The sequence below is a fragment of the Curtobacterium sp. C1 genome (assembly GCF_021049325.1).
In the GTDB taxonomy this organism is placed as follows: Bacteria; Actinomycetota; Actinomycetes; order Actinomycetales; family Microbacteriaceae; genus Curtobacterium; species Curtobacterium citreum.
On record NZ_CP088076.1, the window covers coordinates 1,159,206 to 1,178,684 of the forward strand.

At 73.4% G+C, this 19,479-nt stretch carries 20 protein-coding genes; 16 read left to right on the plus strand and 4 right to left on the minus strand.

The genetic code is table 11. From position 1 onward, the window contains the following. Positions 1–83: 83 nt before the first annotated feature. The gene (lexA, locus tag LQK89_RS05655) at positions 84–728 is read right to left on the minus strand and encodes a transcriptional repressor LexA (RefSeq protein WP_058742957.1); all 645 of its coding nucleotides are present in this window, start codon (positions 726–728) and stop codon (positions 84–86) included. A gap of 235 nt (positions 729–963) precedes the next feature. Here lexA and LQK89_RS05660 point away from each other — a divergent pair, with 235 nt between their 5' ends. The 9 genes from LQK89_RS05660 to scpB all read left to right on the plus strand — a co-directional run bounded on the left by LQK89_RS05660 (position 964) and on the right by scpB (position 7,864). Continuing rightward, positions 964–1,341, plus strand: a complete 378-nt coding sequence (locus LQK89_RS05660) for a LysM peptidoglycan-binding domain-containing protein (protein ID WP_231050438.1) — start codon at positions 964–966, stop codon at positions 1,339–1,341. 76 nt (positions 1,342–1,417) lie between these two features. After that, on the plus strand, positions 1,418–2,524 hold the full coding sequence (locus tag LQK89_RS05665; RefSeq protein WP_175326236.1) for a histidinol-phosphate transaminase: 1,107 nt from the start codon (positions 1,418–1,420) through the stop codon (positions 2,522–2,524). Beyond that, positions 2,521–3,123, plus strand: coding sequence for an imidazoleglycerol-phosphate dehydratase HisB (gene hisB / locus LQK89_RS05670; RefSeq protein ID WP_141860836.1), 603 nt, complete (start codon positions 2,521–2,523; stop codon positions 3,121–3,123). The genes LQK89_RS05665 and hisB overlap by 4 nt, the downstream gene beginning before the upstream one ends. 74 nt (positions 3,124–3,197) lie before the next feature. Beyond that, positions 3,198–3,815: an imidazole glycerol phosphate synthase subunit HisH gene (gene hisH, locus LQK89_RS05675; RefSeq protein WP_231050750.1), complete on the plus strand. Its 618-nt coding sequence runs from the start codon at positions 3,198–3,200 to the stop codon at positions 3,813–3,815. A 34-nt stretch (positions 3,816–3,849) separates the two neighbouring features. After that, a complete protein-coding gene (priA, locus tag LQK89_RS05680; protein WP_141860838.1) occupies positions 3,850–4,596 on the plus strand; it encodes a bifunctional 1-(5-phosphoribosyl)-5-((5-phosphoribosylamino)methylideneamino)imidazole-4-carboxamide isomerase/phosphoribosylanthranilate isomerase PriA in 747 nt (248 codons plus the stop codon). 6 nt (positions 4,597–4,602) lie between these two features. Next, positions 4,603–5,424, plus strand: a complete 822-nt coding sequence (locus tag LQK89_RS05685; RefSeq protein ID WP_174778554.1) for an SseB family protein — start codon at positions 4,603–4,605, stop codon at positions 5,422–5,424. An 86-nt stretch (positions 5,425–5,510) separates the two neighbouring features. Further along, a complete protein-coding gene (locus LQK89_RS05690) occupies positions 5,511–6,389 on the plus strand; it encodes a ParA family protein (protein ID WP_058742961.1) in 879 nt (292 codons plus the stop codon). Then, positions 6,373–7,188, plus strand: coding sequence for a segregation and condensation protein A (locus LQK89_RS05695; RefSeq protein ID WP_058742962.1), 816 nt, complete (start codon positions 6,373–6,375; stop codon positions 7,186–7,188). The genes LQK89_RS05690 and LQK89_RS05695 overlap by 17 nt, the downstream gene beginning before the upstream one ends. Next, positions 7,178–7,864 (plus strand): SMC-Scp complex subunit ScpB, encoded by a 687-nt coding sequence (gene scpB / locus LQK89_RS05700; RefSeq protein WP_231050439.1) that lies wholly within the window; start codon positions 7,178–7,180, stop codon positions 7,862–7,864. Before LQK89_RS05695 ends, scpB begins: the two co-directional genes overlap by 11 nt. A gap of 67 nt (positions 7,865–7,931) precedes the next feature. Here scpB and LQK89_RS05705 read toward each other — a convergent pair whose 3' ends face one another. Continuing rightward, positions 7,932–8,669 (minus strand): hypothetical protein, encoded by a 738-nt coding sequence (locus tag LQK89_RS05705; RefSeq protein WP_231050440.1) that lies wholly within the window; start codon positions 8,667–8,669, stop codon positions 7,932–7,934. A gap of 225 nt (positions 8,670–8,894) precedes the next feature. Here LQK89_RS05705 and LQK89_RS05710 point away from each other — a divergent pair, with 225 nt between their 5' ends. The 7 genes from LQK89_RS05710 to LQK89_RS05740 all read left to right on the plus strand — a co-directional run bounded on the left by LQK89_RS05710 (position 8,895) and on the right by LQK89_RS05740 (position 15,622). Beyond that, positions 8,895–9,695: a pseudouridine synthase gene (locus tag LQK89_RS05710; RefSeq protein WP_141863279.1), complete on the plus strand. Its 801-nt coding sequence runs from the start codon at positions 8,895–8,897 to the stop codon at positions 9,693–9,695. A 19-nt stretch (positions 9,696–9,714) separates the two neighbouring features. Next, positions 9,715–10,839, plus strand: a complete 1,125-nt coding sequence (locus LQK89_RS05715) for a prephenate dehydrogenase (RefSeq protein ID WP_144802013.1) — start codon at positions 9,715–9,717, stop codon at positions 10,837–10,839. Between the two features lie 179 nt (positions 10,840–11,018). Further along, positions 11,019–11,702 (plus strand): (d)CMP kinase, encoded by a 684-nt coding sequence (cmk, locus tag LQK89_RS05720; protein ID WP_254630065.1) that lies wholly within the window; start codon positions 11,019–11,021, stop codon positions 11,700–11,702. Between the two features lie 103 nt (positions 11,703–11,805). After that, on the plus strand, positions 11,806–13,329 hold the full coding sequence (der, locus tag LQK89_RS05725) for a ribosome biogenesis GTPase Der (RefSeq protein ID WP_058743357.1): 1,524 nt from the start codon (positions 11,806–11,808) through the stop codon (positions 13,327–13,329). A gap of 62 nt (positions 13,330–13,391) precedes the next feature. After that, positions 13,392–13,973 carry a hypothetical protein gene (locus LQK89_RS05730; protein WP_231050441.1) on the plus strand — a complete coding sequence of 194 codons (582 nt, stop codon included), beginning with the start codon at positions 13,392–13,394 and terminating at the stop codon, positions 13,971–13,973. A 143-nt stretch (positions 13,974–14,116) separates the two neighbouring features. After that, positions 14,117–14,650: a hypothetical protein gene (locus LQK89_RS05735; RefSeq protein WP_231050442.1), complete on the plus strand. Its 534-nt coding sequence runs from the start codon at positions 14,117–14,119 to the stop codon at positions 14,648–14,650. A gap of 102 nt (positions 14,651–14,752) precedes the next feature. Beyond that, complete coding sequence (locus LQK89_RS05740) at positions 14,753–15,622, plus strand: oxidoreductase (RefSeq protein ID WP_175324979.1); 870 nt, start codon at positions 14,753–14,755, stop codon at positions 15,620–15,622. An 86-nt stretch (positions 15,623–15,708) separates the two neighbouring features. Here LQK89_RS05740 and LQK89_RS05745 read toward each other — a convergent pair whose 3' ends face one another. Beyond that, entirely contained in the window at positions 15,709–17,841 is a 2,133-nt protein-coding gene (locus LQK89_RS05745; RefSeq protein WP_231050443.1) for a RecQ family ATP-dependent DNA helicase, read from the minus strand. A gap of 77 nt (positions 17,842–17,918) precedes the next feature. Further along, a complete protein-coding gene (locus LQK89_RS05750; protein ID WP_231050444.1) occupies positions 17,919–19,445 on the minus strand; it encodes a hypothetical protein in 1,527 nt (508 codons plus the stop codon). Positions 19,446–19,479 lie beyond the last annotated feature (34 nt).

Genomic DNA, 19,479 nt, shown 5'->3' on the forward strand with positions numbered 1-19,479 from the left:
ACACCGGGACGGACAGGAGGCACGGTGCCAGCTGGCACCGTGCCTCCCGTCCGTCGGTGGGTCTGGATCAGAGCGGGTCGCGGTCAGAGCGAGCGGAGCACCGCGACGACCTTGCCGAGGACCGTCGCCGCGTCACCGAGGATCGGCTCGAACGCCGAGTTCCGGGGGAGCAGCCAGGTGTGGCCGTCGCGCTGGCGGAAGACCTTGACGGTGGCTTCCTCGTCGAGCATCGCCGCGACGACGTCACCGTTCTCCGCGGTCTGCTGCGACCGGACGACGACCCAGTCGCCGTCGCAGATGGCGGCGTCGATCATCGACTCGCCCACGACCTTGAGCATGAAGAGGTCGCCCGTGCCGACGAGCTGACGGGGGAGCGGCACGATCTCGTCGACGTGCTGCTCGGCCGTGATCGGCACACCGGCGGCGATCCGGCCGACGAGGGGCACGAGCGTCGTGGCGTCGACGTCCGGGGTCTGGACGTCCGGGTTCGGCTCGTCGACCAGGACCTCGAGCGCGCGGGGACGGTTCGGGTCACGACGGATCCAGCCGCCGAGCTCGAGTTGACCGAGCTGGTGGGAGACGCTCGACAGGGACGACAGGCCGGCGGCGTCGCCGATCTCCCGCATGCTCGGCGGGTAGCCGCGGCTGGCGATGGACGCTCGGATCGCGTCGAGGATCGCCTGCTGCTTCGCCGTCAGCGGCTTCTGGCTCCGCAGTTCGTCCGCCACGTCGGGCCGCCCTTCGTCGGTGTCGGGACGTGATCGCCGCGGATGTCGGTGGTACCCGCTTGACTCGTCCCAGTCGCTCGAAACAGTATCCGACCGTCCCACGCCGGACAAACACCTGTTCGAGCGTGTCGGCAAGAAATCCCGCACGAATCCCTTCCTGGGACTTGTGCGGCCGTAGGTTCGAAAGTATGTTCGGTACACGACTTCGGTTCACCGAACGGGAAGGCAGAACGACATGAGCACCATCGCCATCGCTGACACCCAGCGCACCGCGACGCCCGCCGTCCGGACGCGCCTGCGCCTCACGCGCCGTGGACGGGTCGTCCTCACGACGCTCGCTGCGCTCCCGGTCGCTGTCGGTATCCTGCTCGCCGTCATCAACGGCGGCCAGGCCTCCGCCGGTGACGCCTCGCGCGCCGGGGCTCCCGTCCACTTCGAGACCGTCACGGTGCAGCCGGGCGAGACCCTGTGGTCGCTCGCCGAGCAGACCGCGCCCGACGCCGACCCGCGCGACTTCGTGCAGGACGTCGTCAGCCTCAACGCGCTCGACGGCTCGACGCTCCAGGCGGGCGAGCAGATCGCGATCCCGGCGAAGTACTCCGCGGTTAACTGACCTGCCGATCGTCCACGTGGCCGCGACCGTCCGGACGGCCGGTCGTCCGCACGGCAGCGCGGCCTACGATGGATCGGTGGCAACCACGCTCGACGACCTCCCGATCCGCGACGACCTCCGTGGGCAGAGCCCCTACGGTGCCCCGCAGAAGCACGTGCGGGTGCAGCTGAACGTCAACGAGAACACGCATCCGGTGCCGCAGGACGTCGCCGACGACATCGTGGAGTCGATCCGTCAGGCGCTGACGACGGTGAACCGCTACCCCGACCGGGAGTTCACCGAGCTGCGCCAGTCGCTCGCCGCGTACCTCGGGCACGGTCTGACCGCCGAGCAGCTCTGGGCGGCGAACGGGTCGAACGAGGTCCTGCAGCAGCTCCTCCAGGCCTTCGGCGGTCCCGGCCGGAGCGTGCTCGGGTTCCCGCCCACCTACTCGATGCACTCGATCCTGGCGTCCGGCACCGGCACGACGTGGATCCCGGCGCAGCGCGACGACGAGTTCCGCATCTCGCCCGAGACCGTCGTGGCCGCCATCCGCGAGCACCAGCCCGACATCGTCTTCCTGTGCGGGCCGAACAACCCGACCGGGACGCCCCTGTCGATCGACACCGTCCGCGCCGCGTACGACGCCACCGACGGCATCGTGATGGTCGACGAGGCCTACGCGGAGTTCATGCCCGCCGACGTCCCGAGTGCCGTCTCGCTGCTGCCGGGGCGCGAGCGGCTCGTGGTCTCGCGCACGATGAGCAAGGCGTTCGCGTTCGCGGGCGCCCGCGTCGGGTACCTCGCGGCCGACCCGGCCGTCATCGACGCGATCCGGCTCGTCCGGCTGCCGTACCACCTGTCCGCGCTGACGCAGGCTGCTGCCGTCGCGGCGCTCCGCCACGCGCCGGAGATGCTCGCGATGGTCGACGACATCAAGGAACAGCGCGACCGCATGGTCACCGAGCTCGGCGCGATGGGGTACCGCACGTACGAGACGTGGTCGAACTTCGTCCTGTTCGGCGGCGTCGCGGACCCGAACGCCGCGTTCGAGGCCCTGCTCGACCAGGACGTGATCGTCCGTGACCTCGGCATCCCGAACCACCTCCGGGTGAGCGCGGGGACCGAGGAGGAGACCACCGCGTTCCTCGACGCCATGCGTCGCGTGGCCGCCGACCAGCCCCCGGTTAGGCTGGACGCATGACCGCCCGTACCGCCTCCGTCAGCAGGAGCACGAGCGAGTCGAGCATCGAGCTCTCGCTCGACCTGGACGGCACCGGCTCGTCCGACGTCTCGACGAGCGTGCCGTTCTTCGACCACATGCTGACCGCGTTCAGCAAGCACTCGCTCATCGACCTGCGGGTGCGCTCGACGGGCGACACCGACATCGACGTGCACCACACCGTCGAGGACACCGGCATCGTGCTCGGGCAGGCGCTCAAGCAGGCCCTGGGCGACCGGTCCGGCATCGGCCGGTACGGTGACGCCCTCGTGCCCCTCGACGAGGCGCTGGCACAGGCGGTCGTCGACGTCTCCGGCCGTCCGTTCCTCGTGCACTCGGGGGAGCCAGCCGGCTTCGAGTTCCACCGCATCGGCGGGCACTTCACCGGGTCGATGGTCCGCCACGTGTTCGAGGCGATCACGTTCAACGCCGGCATCACCGTGCACGTCCGCGTGCTCGAGGGCCGGGACCCGCACCACATCGCCGAGGCCGAGTTCAAGGCCTTCGCCCGGGCGATGCGCAAGGCGGTCGAGCTCGACCCGCGCGTCGACGGCATCCCGTCGACCAAGGGCGCCCTGTGACCGGCACCGACGGACCCGGCACCGACCGACCCGGCACCGACCCCGAGACCGAGCCGTCGGGCGCGCGGCCGAACGTGGTCGTCCTCGACTACGGCTCCGGCAACGTGCACTCCGCCGCGAAGGCCCTCGAGCGCGCCGGCGCGGACGTCACCCTGAGCGCCGACAAGCAGACCGCGCTGCGGGCCGACGGACTGCTCGTGCCGGGCGTGGGTGCGTTCGCCGCGGTCGTCGACCAGCTCGAGGGCGTGCACGGCGGCGAGATCGTCGACCACCGCCTTGCCGGCGGGCGTCCGGTGCTCGGCATCTGCGTCGGCATGCAGGTCATGTTCGCGCGCGGAGTCGAACGCGGCGCCGACGTCGAGGGCCTGGCGCAGTGGCCCGGGACGGTCGAGCAGCTCGAGGCCGACGTCCTGCCCCACATGGGGTGGAACACCGTCGAGGCGCCCGAGGACTCGGTCCTGTTCGACGGGCTGCACGACGAGCGGTTCTACTTCGTGCACTCCTACGGCGTCACCGACTTCCCGCTCGACGCCTACGGCCCGTTCCGCGCGCCCCGGCTGACCTGGGCCGAGCACGGCCAGCGGTTCGTCGCCGCGGTCGAGAACGGCCCGCTGACCGCCACCCAGTTCCACCCCGAGAAGTCCGGCGAGCCGGGCATCCAGCTCCTCCGGAACTGGGTCCGCTCACTCTGAGCAAGCCGCCACCGAGACCAGTACCGACAGGACCATGACCGACCTCACCGCCACCCCGCCCCTCGTCCTGCTCCCCGCCGTCGACGTGGTCGACGGCCAGGCCGTCCGCCTCACCCAGGGCGAGGCCGGCAGCGAGACCTCGTACGGCGACCCCGTCACCGCCGCCCGCACGTGGCGGGAGCAGGGCGCCGAGTGGATCCACCTCGTCGACCTCGACGCGGCGTTCGGTCGCGGCGACAACCGGCAGGTGATCGCCCGCGCGATCGACGAGGTCGAGGGGGTCTCCGTCGAGCTCTCCGGCGGCATCCGCGACGACGCCTCGCTCGAGGCCGCCCTCGCGACCGGCGCCGCCCGCGTGAACCTCGGCACCGCCGCGCTCGAGCAGCCCGAGTGGGCCGCCCGGGTGATCCAGCAGTACGGCGAGCAGATCGCCGTCGGGCTCGACGTGCGCGGGACGACCCTCGCGAGCCGCGGGTGGACCGAGGACGCCGGCGACCTGTGGGAGGTCCTCGACCGGCTCGAGGCCGCCGGGTGCGCCCGGTACGTGGTGACCGACGTGACGAAGGACGGCACGCTGCAGGGCCCGAACGTGGAGCTCCTCCGTGCGGTCTGCGACCGGACCGACCAGCCCGTCGTGGCCTCCGGCGGCATCTCGACGCTCGACGACCTGCGGGCCCTCCGCGAGCTCGTCCCGCACGGGCTCGAGGGCGCGATCATCGGCAAGGCGCTCTACTCCGGCGCGTTCACGCTCCCGGCCGCCCTCGACGTCGCCGGGGCGTAGCGCGCGGTGGCGGGCATCTCGAACGGCCGCGGCACGGGACCCGAGCCGACGGACGACGACGCGCACACCCCCGGTGGTGCCGCCGACTCCGCGGGCAACCCCTGGGCCGGACGGACGTTCGACGCGCACGACACCGCCTACGACGAGGACGACGGCCTCGCCGACCCCGCGGTGGTCGCCGCGATCACCGGGCTGCAGCAGGGCGGCTCGCAGCGCGCCGTGGTGGACGCGCTCCGGACCGCGCGGCTCCTCATCCCGCTCGTCGCCGAGGCCGGGGACGTCGGCCACACGCCCGAGGGCAAGCTCGTCGACAAGACCCAGGAGCTGTCCATCGTGACGGTCGCCGGGCCGGACGGGCGGACGGTCATGCCGGCGTTCACCTCGGCCGAGGCGATGCGGTCGTGGGACCCGACGGCGCGGCCCGTGCCGGCGGAGACGCGGCGCGTGGCGATGGCGGCGGCGAGCGAGGAGACCCAGCTCGTGGTCCTCGACCCGACGGCGCCGACCGAGTTCGTGCTGCGCCGACCGGCCGTGTGGGCGATCGGCCAGGACGTGCCGTGGACCCCGTGCTTCGAGGACCCGGAGGTCGCCCGGGCGTTCGCGGACTCCGTGGCCGACGAACCGGCGGTCGCGCGGGTCGAGCTGTCTCCGGGGGACCCGCTCGGTCGGTTCGCCGGGGCCGAGCTGACGGTGGGCCTCGCGCTCCACCCCGGTCTCGACCAAGGTGACGTCCAGGCCCTCGTCGGCCGCCTCCAGCAGCGGTGGACGGCGGACGCCGTCGTCGCGGAACGCGTGGACAGCATGCGGGTGGCGCTGCGCCGGGCGTGAGTCGCGCCTCCAGGCCCGCAGGCCCGTGGCGCGCCCGCCCCGCCGGTCGCGCCGGGACGTCGGCGGCCCGCCGGTAGCATGACGGGGTGAGCACCAACCCGACGACCAGCCCCGGCACCGGCGAGACCCCGGTCGGCCCCACCGGGCGGCCCGTGCGGCAGTTCCCGGTCCCCGAGGAACTCGACGGCCACGGGCCGGCTCGCATCATCGCGCTCTGCAACCAGAAGGGCGGCGTCGGCAAGACCACGACGTCGATCAACCTCGGCGCCACGTTGGCCGAGTACGGCCGTCGCGTCCTCGCCGTCGACTTCGACCCGCAGGGCGCCCTGTCCGCCGGCCTCGGCGTGCGGACCCACGACATCCCCACGGTCTACGACCTGCTGATGGGCTCGGTGAAGGACCCGAACCAGGTCATCCAGCCGACGAACGTCCCGCTGCTGGACGTCATCCCCGCGAACATCGACCTGTCCGCGGCCGAGGTCCACCTGGTGAACGAGGTCGCGCGGGAGCAGATCCTGGCGAGCGTCCTCCGCAAGGTCGCGAACGACTACGACGTGATCCTCGTCGACTGCCAGCCGTCGCTCGGCCTGCTGACGGTGAACGCGCTGACGGCCGCGCACGGCGTGCTCATCCCGCTCGAGTGCGAGTTCTTCGCGCTCCGCGGTGTCGCGCTGCTCATCGAGACGATCGACAAGGTGCGGGACCGGCTGAACCCGGCACTGCAGCTCGACGGCATCCTCGCGACGATGTACGACTCGCGGACCTTGCACTCGCGCGAGGTCATGGAGCGGGTCGTCGAGACCTTCGACGACCGGGTGCTCGACACGGTGATCGGCCGCACGGTGAAGTTCCCGGACGCCACGGTGTCGGCACGCCCGATCACGCAGACGGCCCCGGACCACGCCGCCGCCCACGCGTACCGGCAGCTGGCACGGGAGCTCGTCGAGCGTGGCGCCGTCGCCTGACCCGGCGGCCGCCACCGGGTTCCGCGTCCGGCTGTCGAACTTCGACGGCCCGTTCGACCTGCTCCTGTCGCTCATCACGAAGCACGAGCTGGACATCACCGAGGTGTCGCTCGGCGCCGTGACGGGTGAGTTCATCGCCTACGTCCGCCAGGCGGAGTCCGCCGACGAGCTCGACGAGGCGAGCGAGTTCCTCGTCGTCGCGGCGACGCTGCTCGACCTGAAGATCGTCGGGCTCCTGCCCCAGGGCGAGCTCGTCGACGCCGAGGACGTCGCCCTGCTCGAGGCGCGGGACCTGCTGTTCGCCCGGCTGCTGCAGTACCGGGCGTTCAAGCAGGCCGCGGAGTGGTTCGGGGAACGCTGGCAGGAGGAGTCCCGACGGCACGTGCGTCGTGTGCGGCTCGAGGAACGGTTCCGTGCCCGGACGCCGGAGCTCGTGTGGACGCTGTCGGTGCAGGACTTCGCCGCTCTGGCGATGCTCGCGTTCGCGCCGCGGGAGATCCCGACCGTCGGACTCGACCACCTGCACGCCCCGCTCGTGAGCATCCGGGAGCAGGCCGCGATCGTGGTCTCGATCCTCCGCACACGCGCCGACGAGGACGTCTCGTTCCGCGACCTGGTCGCCGGGGTCACGGAGACGGGTATCGTGGTGGCTCGCTTCCTGGCGATCCTGGAGCTGTACCGGAACGCGTCGATCTCGTTCGAGCAGGCCGAACCGCTCGGGGAGCTCACACTCCGGTGGACCGCAGAGGACTGGTCCGACGAGAGCCTCGCGAACCTGGGAGCCGACTATGACGGATGACGCCGTGCACCGCACCGCCGCCCACGTCGCGCACGACGGCGGGGCCGGGGCCGAGCCCGGGGGCGCGGACGAGCTCGACGCCGCGCCGCACGCCGCGCCGCTCGACGTCGCCGTCGACCGGCAGATCGAGGCGATCCTGATGATCGCGGACGAGCCCCAGTCGCTCGTGTCGCTCGCAGCAGCCGTCGGCGCACCCGTGCCCGTCGTCCGCCAGGCGGTGGAGCGGCTCGTCGCCGACTTCGACGGGCTCGTCGGGACCGTCCGTCGCGGCTTCGAGCTCCGTGAGGTGGGCGGTGGCTGGCGCTTCTACGTCCGGGCCGACCTGGACGCCGTGGTCGAGCAGTTCGTCGAGGCCGAGCGTCCCGCGCGCCTGTCGCAGGCCGCGCTCGAGACCCTCGCGGTCGTCGCCTACAAGCAGCCGATCACCCGGTCGCAGATCGCGTCGATCCGCGCCGTGAACGTCGACGGGGTGGTGCGCACGCTCGTGGCGCGCGGCCTCATCGAGGAGTCGTTCACGGACGCGGAGACCGGCGCCATCAACTACGTCACGTCCGACCTGCTCCTGCAGCAGCTCGGCATCAACTCGCTCGACGAGCTGCCGCTCATCTCGCCCCTCCTGGAGGACGGCGCCGGCGGCTTCGAGCAGAACGAAGGGATCCCCGATGGCCGCACATGAGGACGAACGACGAGGCGGGTCGCGAGACCGCGCCGGTTCCGGTCGCGACAGCCGGCCTGGAGGCGCGTCACGCGACCGCACCGCTGGCTCCGGTCGCGCGGGTGGCCGGTCCGGCGACGACCGCGGTGGGTACCGCGGGCGTGACGACCGCGGTACCGGTGGGTACCGGGGCCGCGACGAGCGCGGCGGGTCGGACCGAGGCGGGTACCGCGGGCGTGACGACCGTGCCGCCGGTGGGTTCCGTGGCCGTGACGAGCGTGGTGGGTCGGACCGTCGGTCGGAGGACCGGGGCGGGTACCGCGGCCGTGACGAGCGCCCGGCTGGTGGGTACCGCGGGCGTGACGAGCGTCCCGCTGGTGGGTACCGCGGGCGTGACGAGCGTCCCGCTGGTGGGTACCGCGGGCGTGACGAGCGTCCTGCTGGTGGGTACCGCGGGCGGGACGAGCGTCCCGCCGGTGGGTACCGCGGCCGCGACGACCGGCGCGAGGAGGACCGCGGCCGCTTCGTCGGGCGCGGCGAGGACCGGCGCGCGAGCGAGCGCGGCGGGTTCGTCCGACGCGACGACGACCGCGGCGCACCCCGTGGCCGCGACGACCGCGCCGGCGGTGGGTACCGCGGGCGCGACGACCGCGCCGGTGGCGGGTACCGCGGGCGCGATGACGACCGACGCGGGGGAGACCGCCGCGACAGCGGACGCCGAGACGACCGGCGCAACGACCGCCGCAACGACCGGCGCGACGACCGCCGTGACCCCGCCCGCGAGGACCGCCGCAGCCCCGACGGTCGCCCGAGCACCGTCTGGCACAACGGCCGCCGCTACGTCGGCGGCACCACGACCGCCCGGAACGCCGACCGCCCGAGTGGCGTCGGGAACCGCGGCGCCGGGAACCGTGCCGTCGGCAGCCGCGGCACCGCGCCGCGCGCGGACACGACGCCGCACCCGGAGGGTGCCCGCGACCCCCAGGGCGTACCGCTCGAGGGCACGCCCGAGCGCCCCGTGATCCCGGACTGGGACGCGTCGGGGGCGACCGTGTCCGGCGGGGCCGGGGCGAGCCTCCAGGCCGACGGTGAGCGCCTGCAGAAGGTGATCGCCGCTGCGGGCGTGGCGTCCCGACGGGTCGCGGAGAACCTGATCGTCGAGGGTCGCGTGACGGTCAACGGCGAGGTCGTCGACGCGCTCGGTCGCCGGGTCGACCCTGCGACCGACGAGATCGCGGTCGACGGCGTGCCGGTGCAGGGCGACGCCTCGCGGCGGTACGTCCTGCTCAACAAGCCGGTCGGGATCGTGTCGAGCCTGCAGGACGAACGGGGCCGGCGCGACCTGTCCGAGTTCGTCGACCGCTACGAGGAGCGCCTGTTCAACGTCGGCCGGCTCGACGCCGAGACCTCGGGGCTGCTCGTGCTGACGAACGACGGCGACCTGGCGCACGTGCTCGCGCACCCGTCGTTCGGCATCACGAAGACGTACATCGCGAAGGTCCGCGGCAACGTGAACCCCGGGACCGTCCAGCGCCTGCTCGACGGCGTCGAGCTCGAGGACGGGCCGATCGCGGCGGACAAGGTCCGGCTGCTCGAGTCGGCGAAGGGCGAGTCGCTCGTCGAGATCACGCTGCACTCCGGGCGCAACCGGATCGTCCGTCGCATGCTCGAGGCGGTCGACCACCCGGTGACCGACCTGGTGCGTCGGTCGTTCGGTCCGCTGCACCTCGGGTCGCTGCCCGTCGGCAAGACGCGTGAGCTGTCCACCGTGGAACTCGGCAAGCTCCTCCGCATCGCGCGTGAGGCCCGGGGTTCTGCACAGGCCGGTCCGGACGAGGAGTCCGCCGACTGACCGTCGGTAGGCTTGCCGGGTGACCGACGCCCCCGCACCGCTCGCCGAACCGGACATCGACCGGCGGCTCCGCGGACCCGTGCGCGTCGTCGGCGCCGGGCTCCTCGGGGCCTCGATCGGACTGGCGCTGCGCGAGAAGGGCGTCGACGTCGTCCTCGACGACGTGTCCCCGGCCGCCCTGGCGCTCGCCGTGGACTACGGCGCCGGGCGTCGTCCCGCCGACGGGGACGACCCGGAGCTCGTCGTCGTCGCGGTGCCGCCGGACGTCGTGGCCGCCGTCGTCGAGCGCGAGCTCGCGGCGTACCCGCGTGCGGTCGTCACGGACGTGGCGAGCGTGAAGACCGGTCCGCTCGACCGGCTCGTGGCGGCAGGGGCCGACGTCTCCCGCTACATCGGGTCGCACCCGATGGCGGGGCGGGAACGCTCCGGACCGACCGCTGCGCGCGCGGACCTGTTCGTCGGACGGCCGTGGGTGATCGCCGGCCACGACGCCATCACGTACCAGCGCGCCGCCGTGGTCGAGGACCTGGCGCTCGACGTCGGTGCCACGGTCGTGCCGATGGCGCCGGAGTCGCACGACCAGGCCGTCGCCTACGTCTCGCACGCCCCGCAGCTCGTCTCGACGCTCATGGCCGCGCGGCTGCAGGACGCACCGGAGGGCTCGCTCGACCTCGCCGGCGGCGGTGTCCGGGACGTCACGCGCATCGCGGCGAGCGACCCTGGACTCTGGGTGCAGATCATCGGCGCCAACGCGGCGCGCATCCGCCCGGTGCTCGCGGACCTCCGCGACGACCTGGACCGCGTGCTGCACGCCCTCGACGACCCGGACGGTACGGGGTCGCCGCGGACCATCGCCGAGACCATCGCCGCCGGCAACCGCGGGGTCGAGCGGCTCCCCGGCAAGCACGGCACCACCAGACGCTTCGCCCGGGTGGTCGTCCTGATCGACGACACCCCCGGTCAGCTCGCCGCCCTCCTGACGTTCATCGGGGAGATCGGCATCAACCTCGAGGACATGCGCCTCGAGCACTCACCGGGCGCACCGATCGGCATCGTCGAGGTGTCGGTCGTCCCCGAGCAGGAACAGCGACTCGTCGACGAGCTCGACGGTCGCGGATGGAGGATCGCAGCAGCATGGGCCTGAACGACGAGACGACCCCGACCGTGCACGAGTCCGGAGTCACCGGCGGTCCGGACGGACCGGACACCGGCCTGCCGACCCCCGGCGACCCCAGCGGCCCCCTCGGCGGCGACGTCGCGGGCGGCCTCGACGGCCAGGGCGGCGGCGAGCCCGGTTCGACGAGCGCGCCGGTCCCCGCCGGACTGCCCGAGGGCGCCTTCGTCGCGAAGACCGTGATCGCGGTGGACGGTCCCGCCGGCAGCGGCAAGTCGAGTGTCTCCCGCGCCGCGGCCCGCGTGCTCGGCTTCGGGTACCAGGACACCGGTGCGGCCTACCGCGCGCTCGCCTGGCACGCCCTGCAGCAGCGGGTCGACCTCGACGACGCCGCGGCGGTGCTCGCGAGCTGGGAGACGTTCGACTACGCGATCGGCACCGACCCCGACGACTACTTCGTGCGCGTCGGCGGCACCGACGTGACGGACGCGATCCGCACCCCGGAGGTCACCGCCGCGGTGGCGCACATCGCGAAGCTCCCGGAGGTCCGCCAGCGGCTCGTGCAGCTCTTCCGCCAGGTGATGCGGAAGGCCGACGGGCAGGGGATCATCACCGAGGGCCGGGACATCACCACGGTCGTCGCGCCCGATGCCGAGGTCCGGATCCTGCTGACGGCGGACGAGTCGGTTAGGATGGCTCGACGCTCGGCTGAGGTCACGACCCAGTCGGCCGCCGAGACCTCCGCCGCACTCGCTCGTCGCGACGCGGCGGACGCGAAGGTCGTCGACTTCATGAACGCCGCGGACGGCGTCACGACGCTCGACTCCACCGACCTCGACTTCGACCAGACCGTGCAGGCGGTCGTCGACCTGGCCCGCGCGGCCACGCACTGACGCACGACCGGACGGCTCCCGTCCGGTCCCCACAGCCGGGTGACCGGCCCGGCCGACACCGGCCACCGAACCCGCGGTTCCGGCCGCACGCGAGGAAAACCCCATGGCCCAGCAGGACAGCCACGACAACGACGACTTCCCGGAGTACGACGACGCCCTCGGTGAGCGACTCGCCGGCCTCGACGACGCCGAGGCGGACCAGCGGGCGAACGCGCTCCGTGCCGGACTCGACGAGTACGAGCTGGACGACGAGGACGTCGCGCTCCTGGACGCCGGCGAACTCGGCGAGGACGGCGTCCACTACCTGCCGGCGTACCCGGTGCTCGCGATCGTCGGCCGCCCGAACGTCGGCAAGTCGGCGCTCGTGAACCGCATCATCGGTCGTCGCGAGGCCGTCGTGCAGGACGTCCCCGGCGTCACCCGCGACCGCGTCTCGTACAAGGCCGAGTGGAACGACAAGCGCTTCACGCTCGTCGACACCGGCGGGTGGGAGCCCGACGCCCGGGGCATCAACGCCTCGGTCGCCGCGCAGGCCGAGGTCGCGGTCGACCTCGCCGACGCCGTGCTGTTCGTCGTGGACGTCACGGTCGGCATCACCGCCACGGACGAGCACGTCGTCAAGATGCTCCGCGGCACCGACCGTCCGGTCATCGTCGTGGCGAACAAGGCCGACGACGACCGCCGCGACCTCGACGCCTTCGAGCTGTGGAACCTGGGCCTCGGCGAGCCGCACCCGGTCTCCGCGCTGCACGGCCGCGGCGTCGCGGACCTGATGGACCTCATCATCAAGACGCTGCCGGACACCTCGGCCGTCGCCAAGCAGGAGGTCGGCGGGCCCCGTCGCGTCGCGATCCTCGGCCGCCCGAACGTCGGCAAGAGCTCGCTGCTCAACAAGGCCGCGGGCGAGGAGCGCGTGGTCGTCAACGACCTCGCCGGGACCACGCGCGACCCGGTGGACGAGCAGATCGAGCTCGGCGGCAAGGTCTGGCGCTTCGTCGACACCGCCGGCATCCGGAAGCGCGTGCACCTGCAGCAGGGCGCCGACTTCTACGCGTCGCTCCGCACGACCGCCGCGCTCGAGAAGGCCGAGGTCGCCGTCGTGGTCCTCGACGTCACCGAGCCGATCTCGACGCAGGACCTGCGCATCATCGACCTGGTGCTCGAGTCCGGCCGTGCACTCGTGCTCGCCTACAACAAGTGGGACCTGCTCGACGACGACCGTCGCCGGTACCTGGAGCGCGAGATCGAGCAGGATCTGGCGCACGTCGCCTGGGCGCCCCGCGTGAACATCTCGGCCCGCACCGGTCGGCACCTCGAGAAGCTCGTCCCGGCCCTCGAGACCGCGCTCGAGTCGTGGGACACCCGCATCCCGACCGGCAAGGTCAACGCCTTCATCGCCGAGCTCGTCCAGGAGCACCCGCACCCGGTCCGCGGTGGCAAGCAGCCGCGCATCCTGTTCGGGACGCAGGCGTCGAGCCAGCCGCCGACCTTCGTGCTGTTCACCTCGGCGTTCCTCGACCCGCAGTACCGCCGCTTCATCACGCGCCGGCTCCGCGAGGTGTGGGGCTTCGAGGGCACCCCGATCAACGTCAACATGCGCGTCCGCGAGCGGCGGAAGCGCTCCTAGCGGGACTGCGGGGGCAGGGGGTGCGACGGCGAGCAGGACGGAGACCGGGGACGGTCGCCGTCGTGCTCGCCGTCGTCGTGCTCGCGATCGTCGTGGTCGTCGCGAGCGGGGGCGTGTTCCTCGCGATCGGGTCCGAACGGGACGGCGGTCGGGTCAGCAGTGTGCGGCCGTGGTCCGATCCCCAGCCGTCCGCTGCGGCCACGCAGGACGTGCGCGTCGGCAACGCGCTCGGTGCGCCCGTGCCGCAGCAGTCTGCGGCACCGGTGCCGCGCGCCGTCCGGGACTGGGTGGTGCAGGCGCTGCCGCTCGAAGGTGACCTCGTGGCCGCTGCCGGCGGTGCGTCCGGTCGGGTCCGGGTCGGAGCGACCGCGAGCTCCGAGGTGACGATCGCGCTGCGTGACGTGGTCGTCGCTCCTGGACACCCGTCCGTGGTCGTGCTGCTCTCGCAACAGGTGCACGGCGACGGCCCGTCGCCGGGACACGTCGACGTCGCCGACGCGCTGGTCGAGCTCCCCGCCGACGATGTGTCCGCCTCGATCGTGTTGTCGGACCTGTCCCGGATCCCGACGGACGTCCGGTCGGTCGTCGTGGCGGACGCCGCCAGCGGCGTCGTGCTGGGGCGCGCCGTCCTGCTCCCCGCCTGACGACCGCGGCGCTCGTGCGGCCCGTCCTGCTGGCCGTCGCGCGGCCGGTCGTGCCGCATGTCGTGTCGCCCGTCGTGCGGCCCGTCGGTCCGACCGGGAGGCGCGGTGCGGGGCCGCCCCGCCGGATGCGGCACCATGGACTCGTGCGTCTCCCCGTCCTCGCCGACCGTCTGTGGTGTCGGCTGCAGCTGGACCGTCTCGCCGGCGGCCGTCAGGCCGGCTACGTCATCCGCGAGGACATGCTCGCGCACCCCGACACGGTCCGGTCCTTCCGGTGGATCCGGTGGCTGCTCGTCGCCGAGACCGTGGTCGGCCTGGCGGCGATCGTCGTGGCCGTGCTGCTGACCCGTGCGGGAGAGACGGTCCCGTGGGCGGTCTGGTTCCGCGCCACCGTCGTGCTCCTCATCACCCTGACGCTGTACGTGTTCGCCTGGCGGGCGCAGCTCGGCTACTACTGGGCGTACCAGCGGCTGCGGTTGTTCAGCCGGATCTTCCCCGTCGTGACGCTCGTCGTCGCGGCGATCCCGGGGCTGTACCCGTTCTGGATGGTGATCGAGCAGATCGTGTTCTCGCTGCTGATGATCGGCATCGGGGACGTGCTGACGAGCGACCACATGCGGGCGACGTTCCCGAAGCCGGCGCGACACGGAACTCGCGGCGGCCGAGTCTCACCCTGACCGACGAGTCACGCGCCGCCGGCGCCGAGACTCGTCGCGGAACGCGAGACTCGGGGTACGCGCTGCCGGGCAGGACCGGGGAGCGAGGAGCATCGTCGAGGCATGACGAACGACACGCTCCCCGGCGGCACGTACGACCTCGGCGACCTCGAGGTCACCCGGTTCGGGTACGGCGCCATGCAGCTCGCCGGACCGCAGGTGTTCGGGCCGCCGGCCGACCGGGACGAGGCCGTCCGCGTGCTCCGCACGGCGGTCGAGCTCGGCATCACCCACATCGACACGGCGGACTTCTACGGCCCGCACGTCACGAACGAGATCATCCGCGAGGCACTGCACCCGTACGCGGAGGACCTGCACATCGTGACGAAGGTCGGGTCGCGGCGGAACGCGAAGGGGCAGTGGCCGCCGGCGCGGAAGCCCGAGCAGCTGGTCGAGGACGTGCACGCGAACCTCGAGCGACTCGGGCTCGAGCAGCTCGACGTCGTGAACCTCCGGGTCGGCGGGTTCGACGCCCCGGAAGCCGGGAGCATCGCACCGCAGTTCGAGGCGCTCGCGGAACTCCGCCAGCAGGGGCTGATCCGGCACCTCGGCCTGTCGACCGTCACCGCCGCGCAGCTCCTCGAGGCGCTCCGCATCGCGCCCGTCGTCTGCGTCCAGAACATGTACAACGTGGCGCAGCGGGCGGACGACGACCTGGTCGACCTGACCGCGGCGGAGGGGATCGCCTTCGTGCCCTACTTCCCGCTCGGCGGCTTCTCGCCGATCCAGTCCGGCGCCCTCGACGCCGTCGCCGAGCGCCTGGGGGAGTCACGGCTGTCGGTGGCGCTCGCGTGGCTGCTGCAGCGCTCGCCGAACATCCTGCTGATCCCCGGGACGTCGTCGGTGGAGCACCTCCGCGCGAACGTCGCCGGCGCAGGCATCACCCTGCCGTCGGACGCACTCGCCGAACTGGACGCGATCGCAGCCGCATGACCGCCGGATCCTGACCGCCGGAGCCCGACCGCCGGAGCCCGACCGCCGGAGCCCGACCGGCCGAGCCCGGCCGACCGAACTCGGTGTCAGGCGACCGTGGCGAGCGCGAACGGCAGTACGGCGTCCGCCCCCGCCCGCCGGAGCTCCCGCCCCGCGACCGTCACCGTCCACCGGCTGTCCACCAGGTCGTCCACGAGCAGCACCGGCCCCTCGTGCGCCTGCAGCGCCGCCGCGAGCTCGGGGTCGACCACGAACGTGTCCCAGACCCCGGACAACCGGTACGCGCTGTTCGTCGCACCGTCCCCGCGCGGCTCGCCCCCGCTCCGCCCGAGCGTGCCGAGGAACCGCAGGCGACCGATCGTCGACAGCGCCTGCGCGAGCGAGGCCACGAGCTCCGGCCGCGACCGCGACGACATCGCGACCACACCGGTCGGCCGCTCGGCCCACGGCCAGTCCTTGAGCGCCCGGACGCACCCGTCGACGAGCGCCTTCGACACGGGTCCGTCCGGTGTCGACGACGCGAAGAGCGTGCGCAGGGGGCCGCCCCACCCGAGGTCCGTCAGCCGGGCGATCGCCCGACCCGGCTCCACGAGCTCGCCGGCCGGGATCCGCCCCTTCACCGGGACGCCGAGCGCCGACATGCCCGACGGCCACTGGGCGCGCGGTGCGACCTCGACCCCGACCCGGTCGAGGGCGGCGGCAGCACCGGAGGTGTCGGAGTCCGAGACCGCGGTCGGGTACCAGACGCCCGCGCAGTTGTCGCACCGACCGCACGGCTCGGCCGACGGGTCGTCGAGGTCCTGCTGCAGCAGCTGCATCCGGCACGCCGTGGTCGACTCGTACGCGAGCATCGAGGACGCCTCCGCCGCGCGGGCGGCAGCGACGCGCTCGTACCGGGCGGCGTCGTACTGCCACGGCTGGCCGGTGGACACCCAGCCCCCGGCGACGCGGCGCACGGCCCCGTCGACATCGAGCACCTTGAGCAGGAGTTCGAGCGTCGACCGCTTGATGTCGACCAGCCCCTCGAGCGCGACGGTGGACATCGCGGTGTCGGTGGACAGGGCGCCGAGCACCGCGGCGGCGCGGGACTCGGTCGGCATGGAGGCGCTGGCGAAGTACTGCCAGATCTCCTGGTCCTCGCGCCCGGGCAGGAGCAGGACGTCGGCGTTGTCGGTCGCACGTCCAGCGCGACCGATCTGCTGGTAGTACGCCACGGGGGAGGACGGCGCCCCGATGTGCACGACGAACCCGAGGTCCGGCTTGTCGAAGCCCATCCCGAGCGCGCTGGTCGCGACGAGGGCCTTGAGCTCGTTGGCCTTGAGCTGCTGCTCGAGCTGCTCGCGCTCCTCGTTGTCGGTGCGCCCCGTGTACGCACGGACGGCGTACCCGTTCTCGCGCAGGAGCCGCGCGATGTCCTCGGCCCCGGAGACCGTGAGCGTGTAGACGATCCCGCTCCCGGGCAGCTCGGCGAGGTGCGCCAGCAACCACCCGAGCCGCTGTCGGGCGTCCGGAAGCGTCAGGACCCCGAGCCGGAGCGACGCACGGGCGAGCGACCCGCGGATGGTGAACACCGGGTCGGCGGGGCCCGCGGTGAGCTGCTCGGCGACGTCCTCGACCACGCGCTCGTTCGCGGTGGCGGTGGTGGCGAGGACGGGGACCCCGTGCGGCAGGGAGCGGATGAGCTCCGCGAGCCGTCGGTAGTCCGGCCGGAAGTCGTGGCCCCAGTCCGAGATGCAGTGTGCCTCGTCCACCACGAGCATCCCCATCCGCGCCACGAGCGTCGGGAGCTGCTCGTCGCGGAACCGGGGGTTGTTGAGCCGCTCCGGCGACACGAGCAGCACGTCGACCTCGTCCCGGGCGAGGGCAGCCTGCGTGTCCGCCCACTCGTGCGCGTTCGCGGAGTTGATCGACACGGCGCGCACCCCGGCCCGGGCGGCCGCGGCGACCTGGTCCCGCATGAGCGCCAGGAGAGGGGAGACGAGCACGGTCGGCCCACCGCCCCGCCGCCGGAGCAGCAGCGTTGCGAGGAAGTACACGGCGGACTTGCCCCACCCGGTGCGCTGCACGACGAGCGCACGCTGCCGGTGCTCGACGAGGGCCGAGATCGCCTCGAGCTGACCGGGGTGGAAGACCGCGTCCGGCCGGCCGGTCAGGGCGGCGAGGGCCTCCTGCGCCTCGGCGGCGATCGCGGCGGACGGCTGCGCGGTGGTCGTGTCCATGCCCCCATGCTGTCAGCACCGACCGACGGAACCAGCCCCGATCCTCCCGACTGTGGACAACCCGGCGACGCGACCCGCTACTGGTAGGTGATGAGCGACGGCGTCGGCGTCACGTCCGCCATCGTCTGCTCCGGGGTGAGCATGGGCGTGTCCTCGTCGATGAAGTTCTTCCAGCCCCAGTGCACCCCCGCCGGCGCGTCCTGGTGCAGCGCCTTCCACGTCGCCTGCTTGTCCGGCTGCGACCCCTGCCCGTCGACGTGCACGAGCAGGTCGAGCTCGGGGTGCTGCGTCAGCGACGCCCGGTCCTGGATCATCGACAGCCGGAACTGGTGCAGGACCAGGGCCTTCGGTGGCAGGCCGTGCTGACGGACGAGTGCGGCGAGCCACGACGACACCCGGTCGACCTCGTCCGCCGAGACGCTCCCGATCTGCCGGAGCGGCACCTGGTCCGGCCCGAGCCGCCACTCCGGGTCGAGCGCGAGCCACACGTTCGGCTCCCGCAGCAGCGACTCGTAGCGCTTGGCCTGCGACAGGAAGTCCGAGCGCCCGGGCTGCAGGTCGAGCACCACGGGCATCCCCGCCCGCCGCGCGGCGTCGACGTACGGCTGCAGCGTCGACACCGGGAGCTCGCGCGAGTAGTCCCCGTCCGCCCCGGGGTCGCCGGCCGCCACGGTCGCGATGACCTCGAGCGCGGGCGAGACCGGCTCGTCGCCGAGGCCGTCGTACGACGCCGCGAGCTGCTCCGCCCGCTGTACCGTCGCCGCCGGGTCCTGCTCACCGAGGACCCCGAGCACCGGCGCGCCCGGCGCCCCGTACAGCGCCGTCCAGCGGTGCCCGTCGAACGGCCGCTGCCCGCCGTGCGGCAGCTGCCAACCACCCTGCGCGGCCCGCACCGTCCACCCCGGGTCGGACAGCGCTCGGAACCTCGCGCCCGCGAACACCGTCGGGTGCCCCGCGCGCTCGTGGAGCGTCGACACGACGTCCGGCGCCGCTGCGGGGTCGGTCACCCCCGCGGGCATCACGACCACGTGCGCCCCGGCCGCCTCCGCCGTCGCCACGGCGGGCGCGTCCGACCGGCGGTCCGCCACGACGACGGTCGCCGGACGGGAGGCACGCCCCACCGCCGCAGCGTCGCCCGCGTCCGGTGCGTCCCGCTCCGGCACGTCGGTGTCGACCGACACGTCGCCCTCGGCCTGGTACCAGTCCGCGCCGAGCCGCGCGAGCTCCGCGGCGACGGCCGCGTCGCCCCGCGAGGAGCCGTCGTCGCCCGGAGTGCGCTCGCCCGCCGCTGGATGGCCGGCCGACGGCGTCACCAGCAGTGGCACGTGCGCGCGACGGGCGGCGCTCGCCGCCGTGGCGACCGCGCGCTCGTCGCCCGCGGGCGCCACGACCGCGCCCCGTGCGTGCGCGAAGAGGGCGCGGCTCACCTGGACGGACCGGGTCGTGGGGTCGTCGGACGCCGCGACCCGCACGGCGTCGGCGGCGGGACGGGTCAGCTCGGTCGCCGTCCGGTCTGCTGCGTCCGCCGTGCACCCGGCGGCACCGAGCAGGAGCCCGGAGACGACGAGTGCGAGCAGGGGGCGGAGGGGACGACCGGAACGCATCGGGCCACCCTAACGGGGGCCACGGGCGCGACCT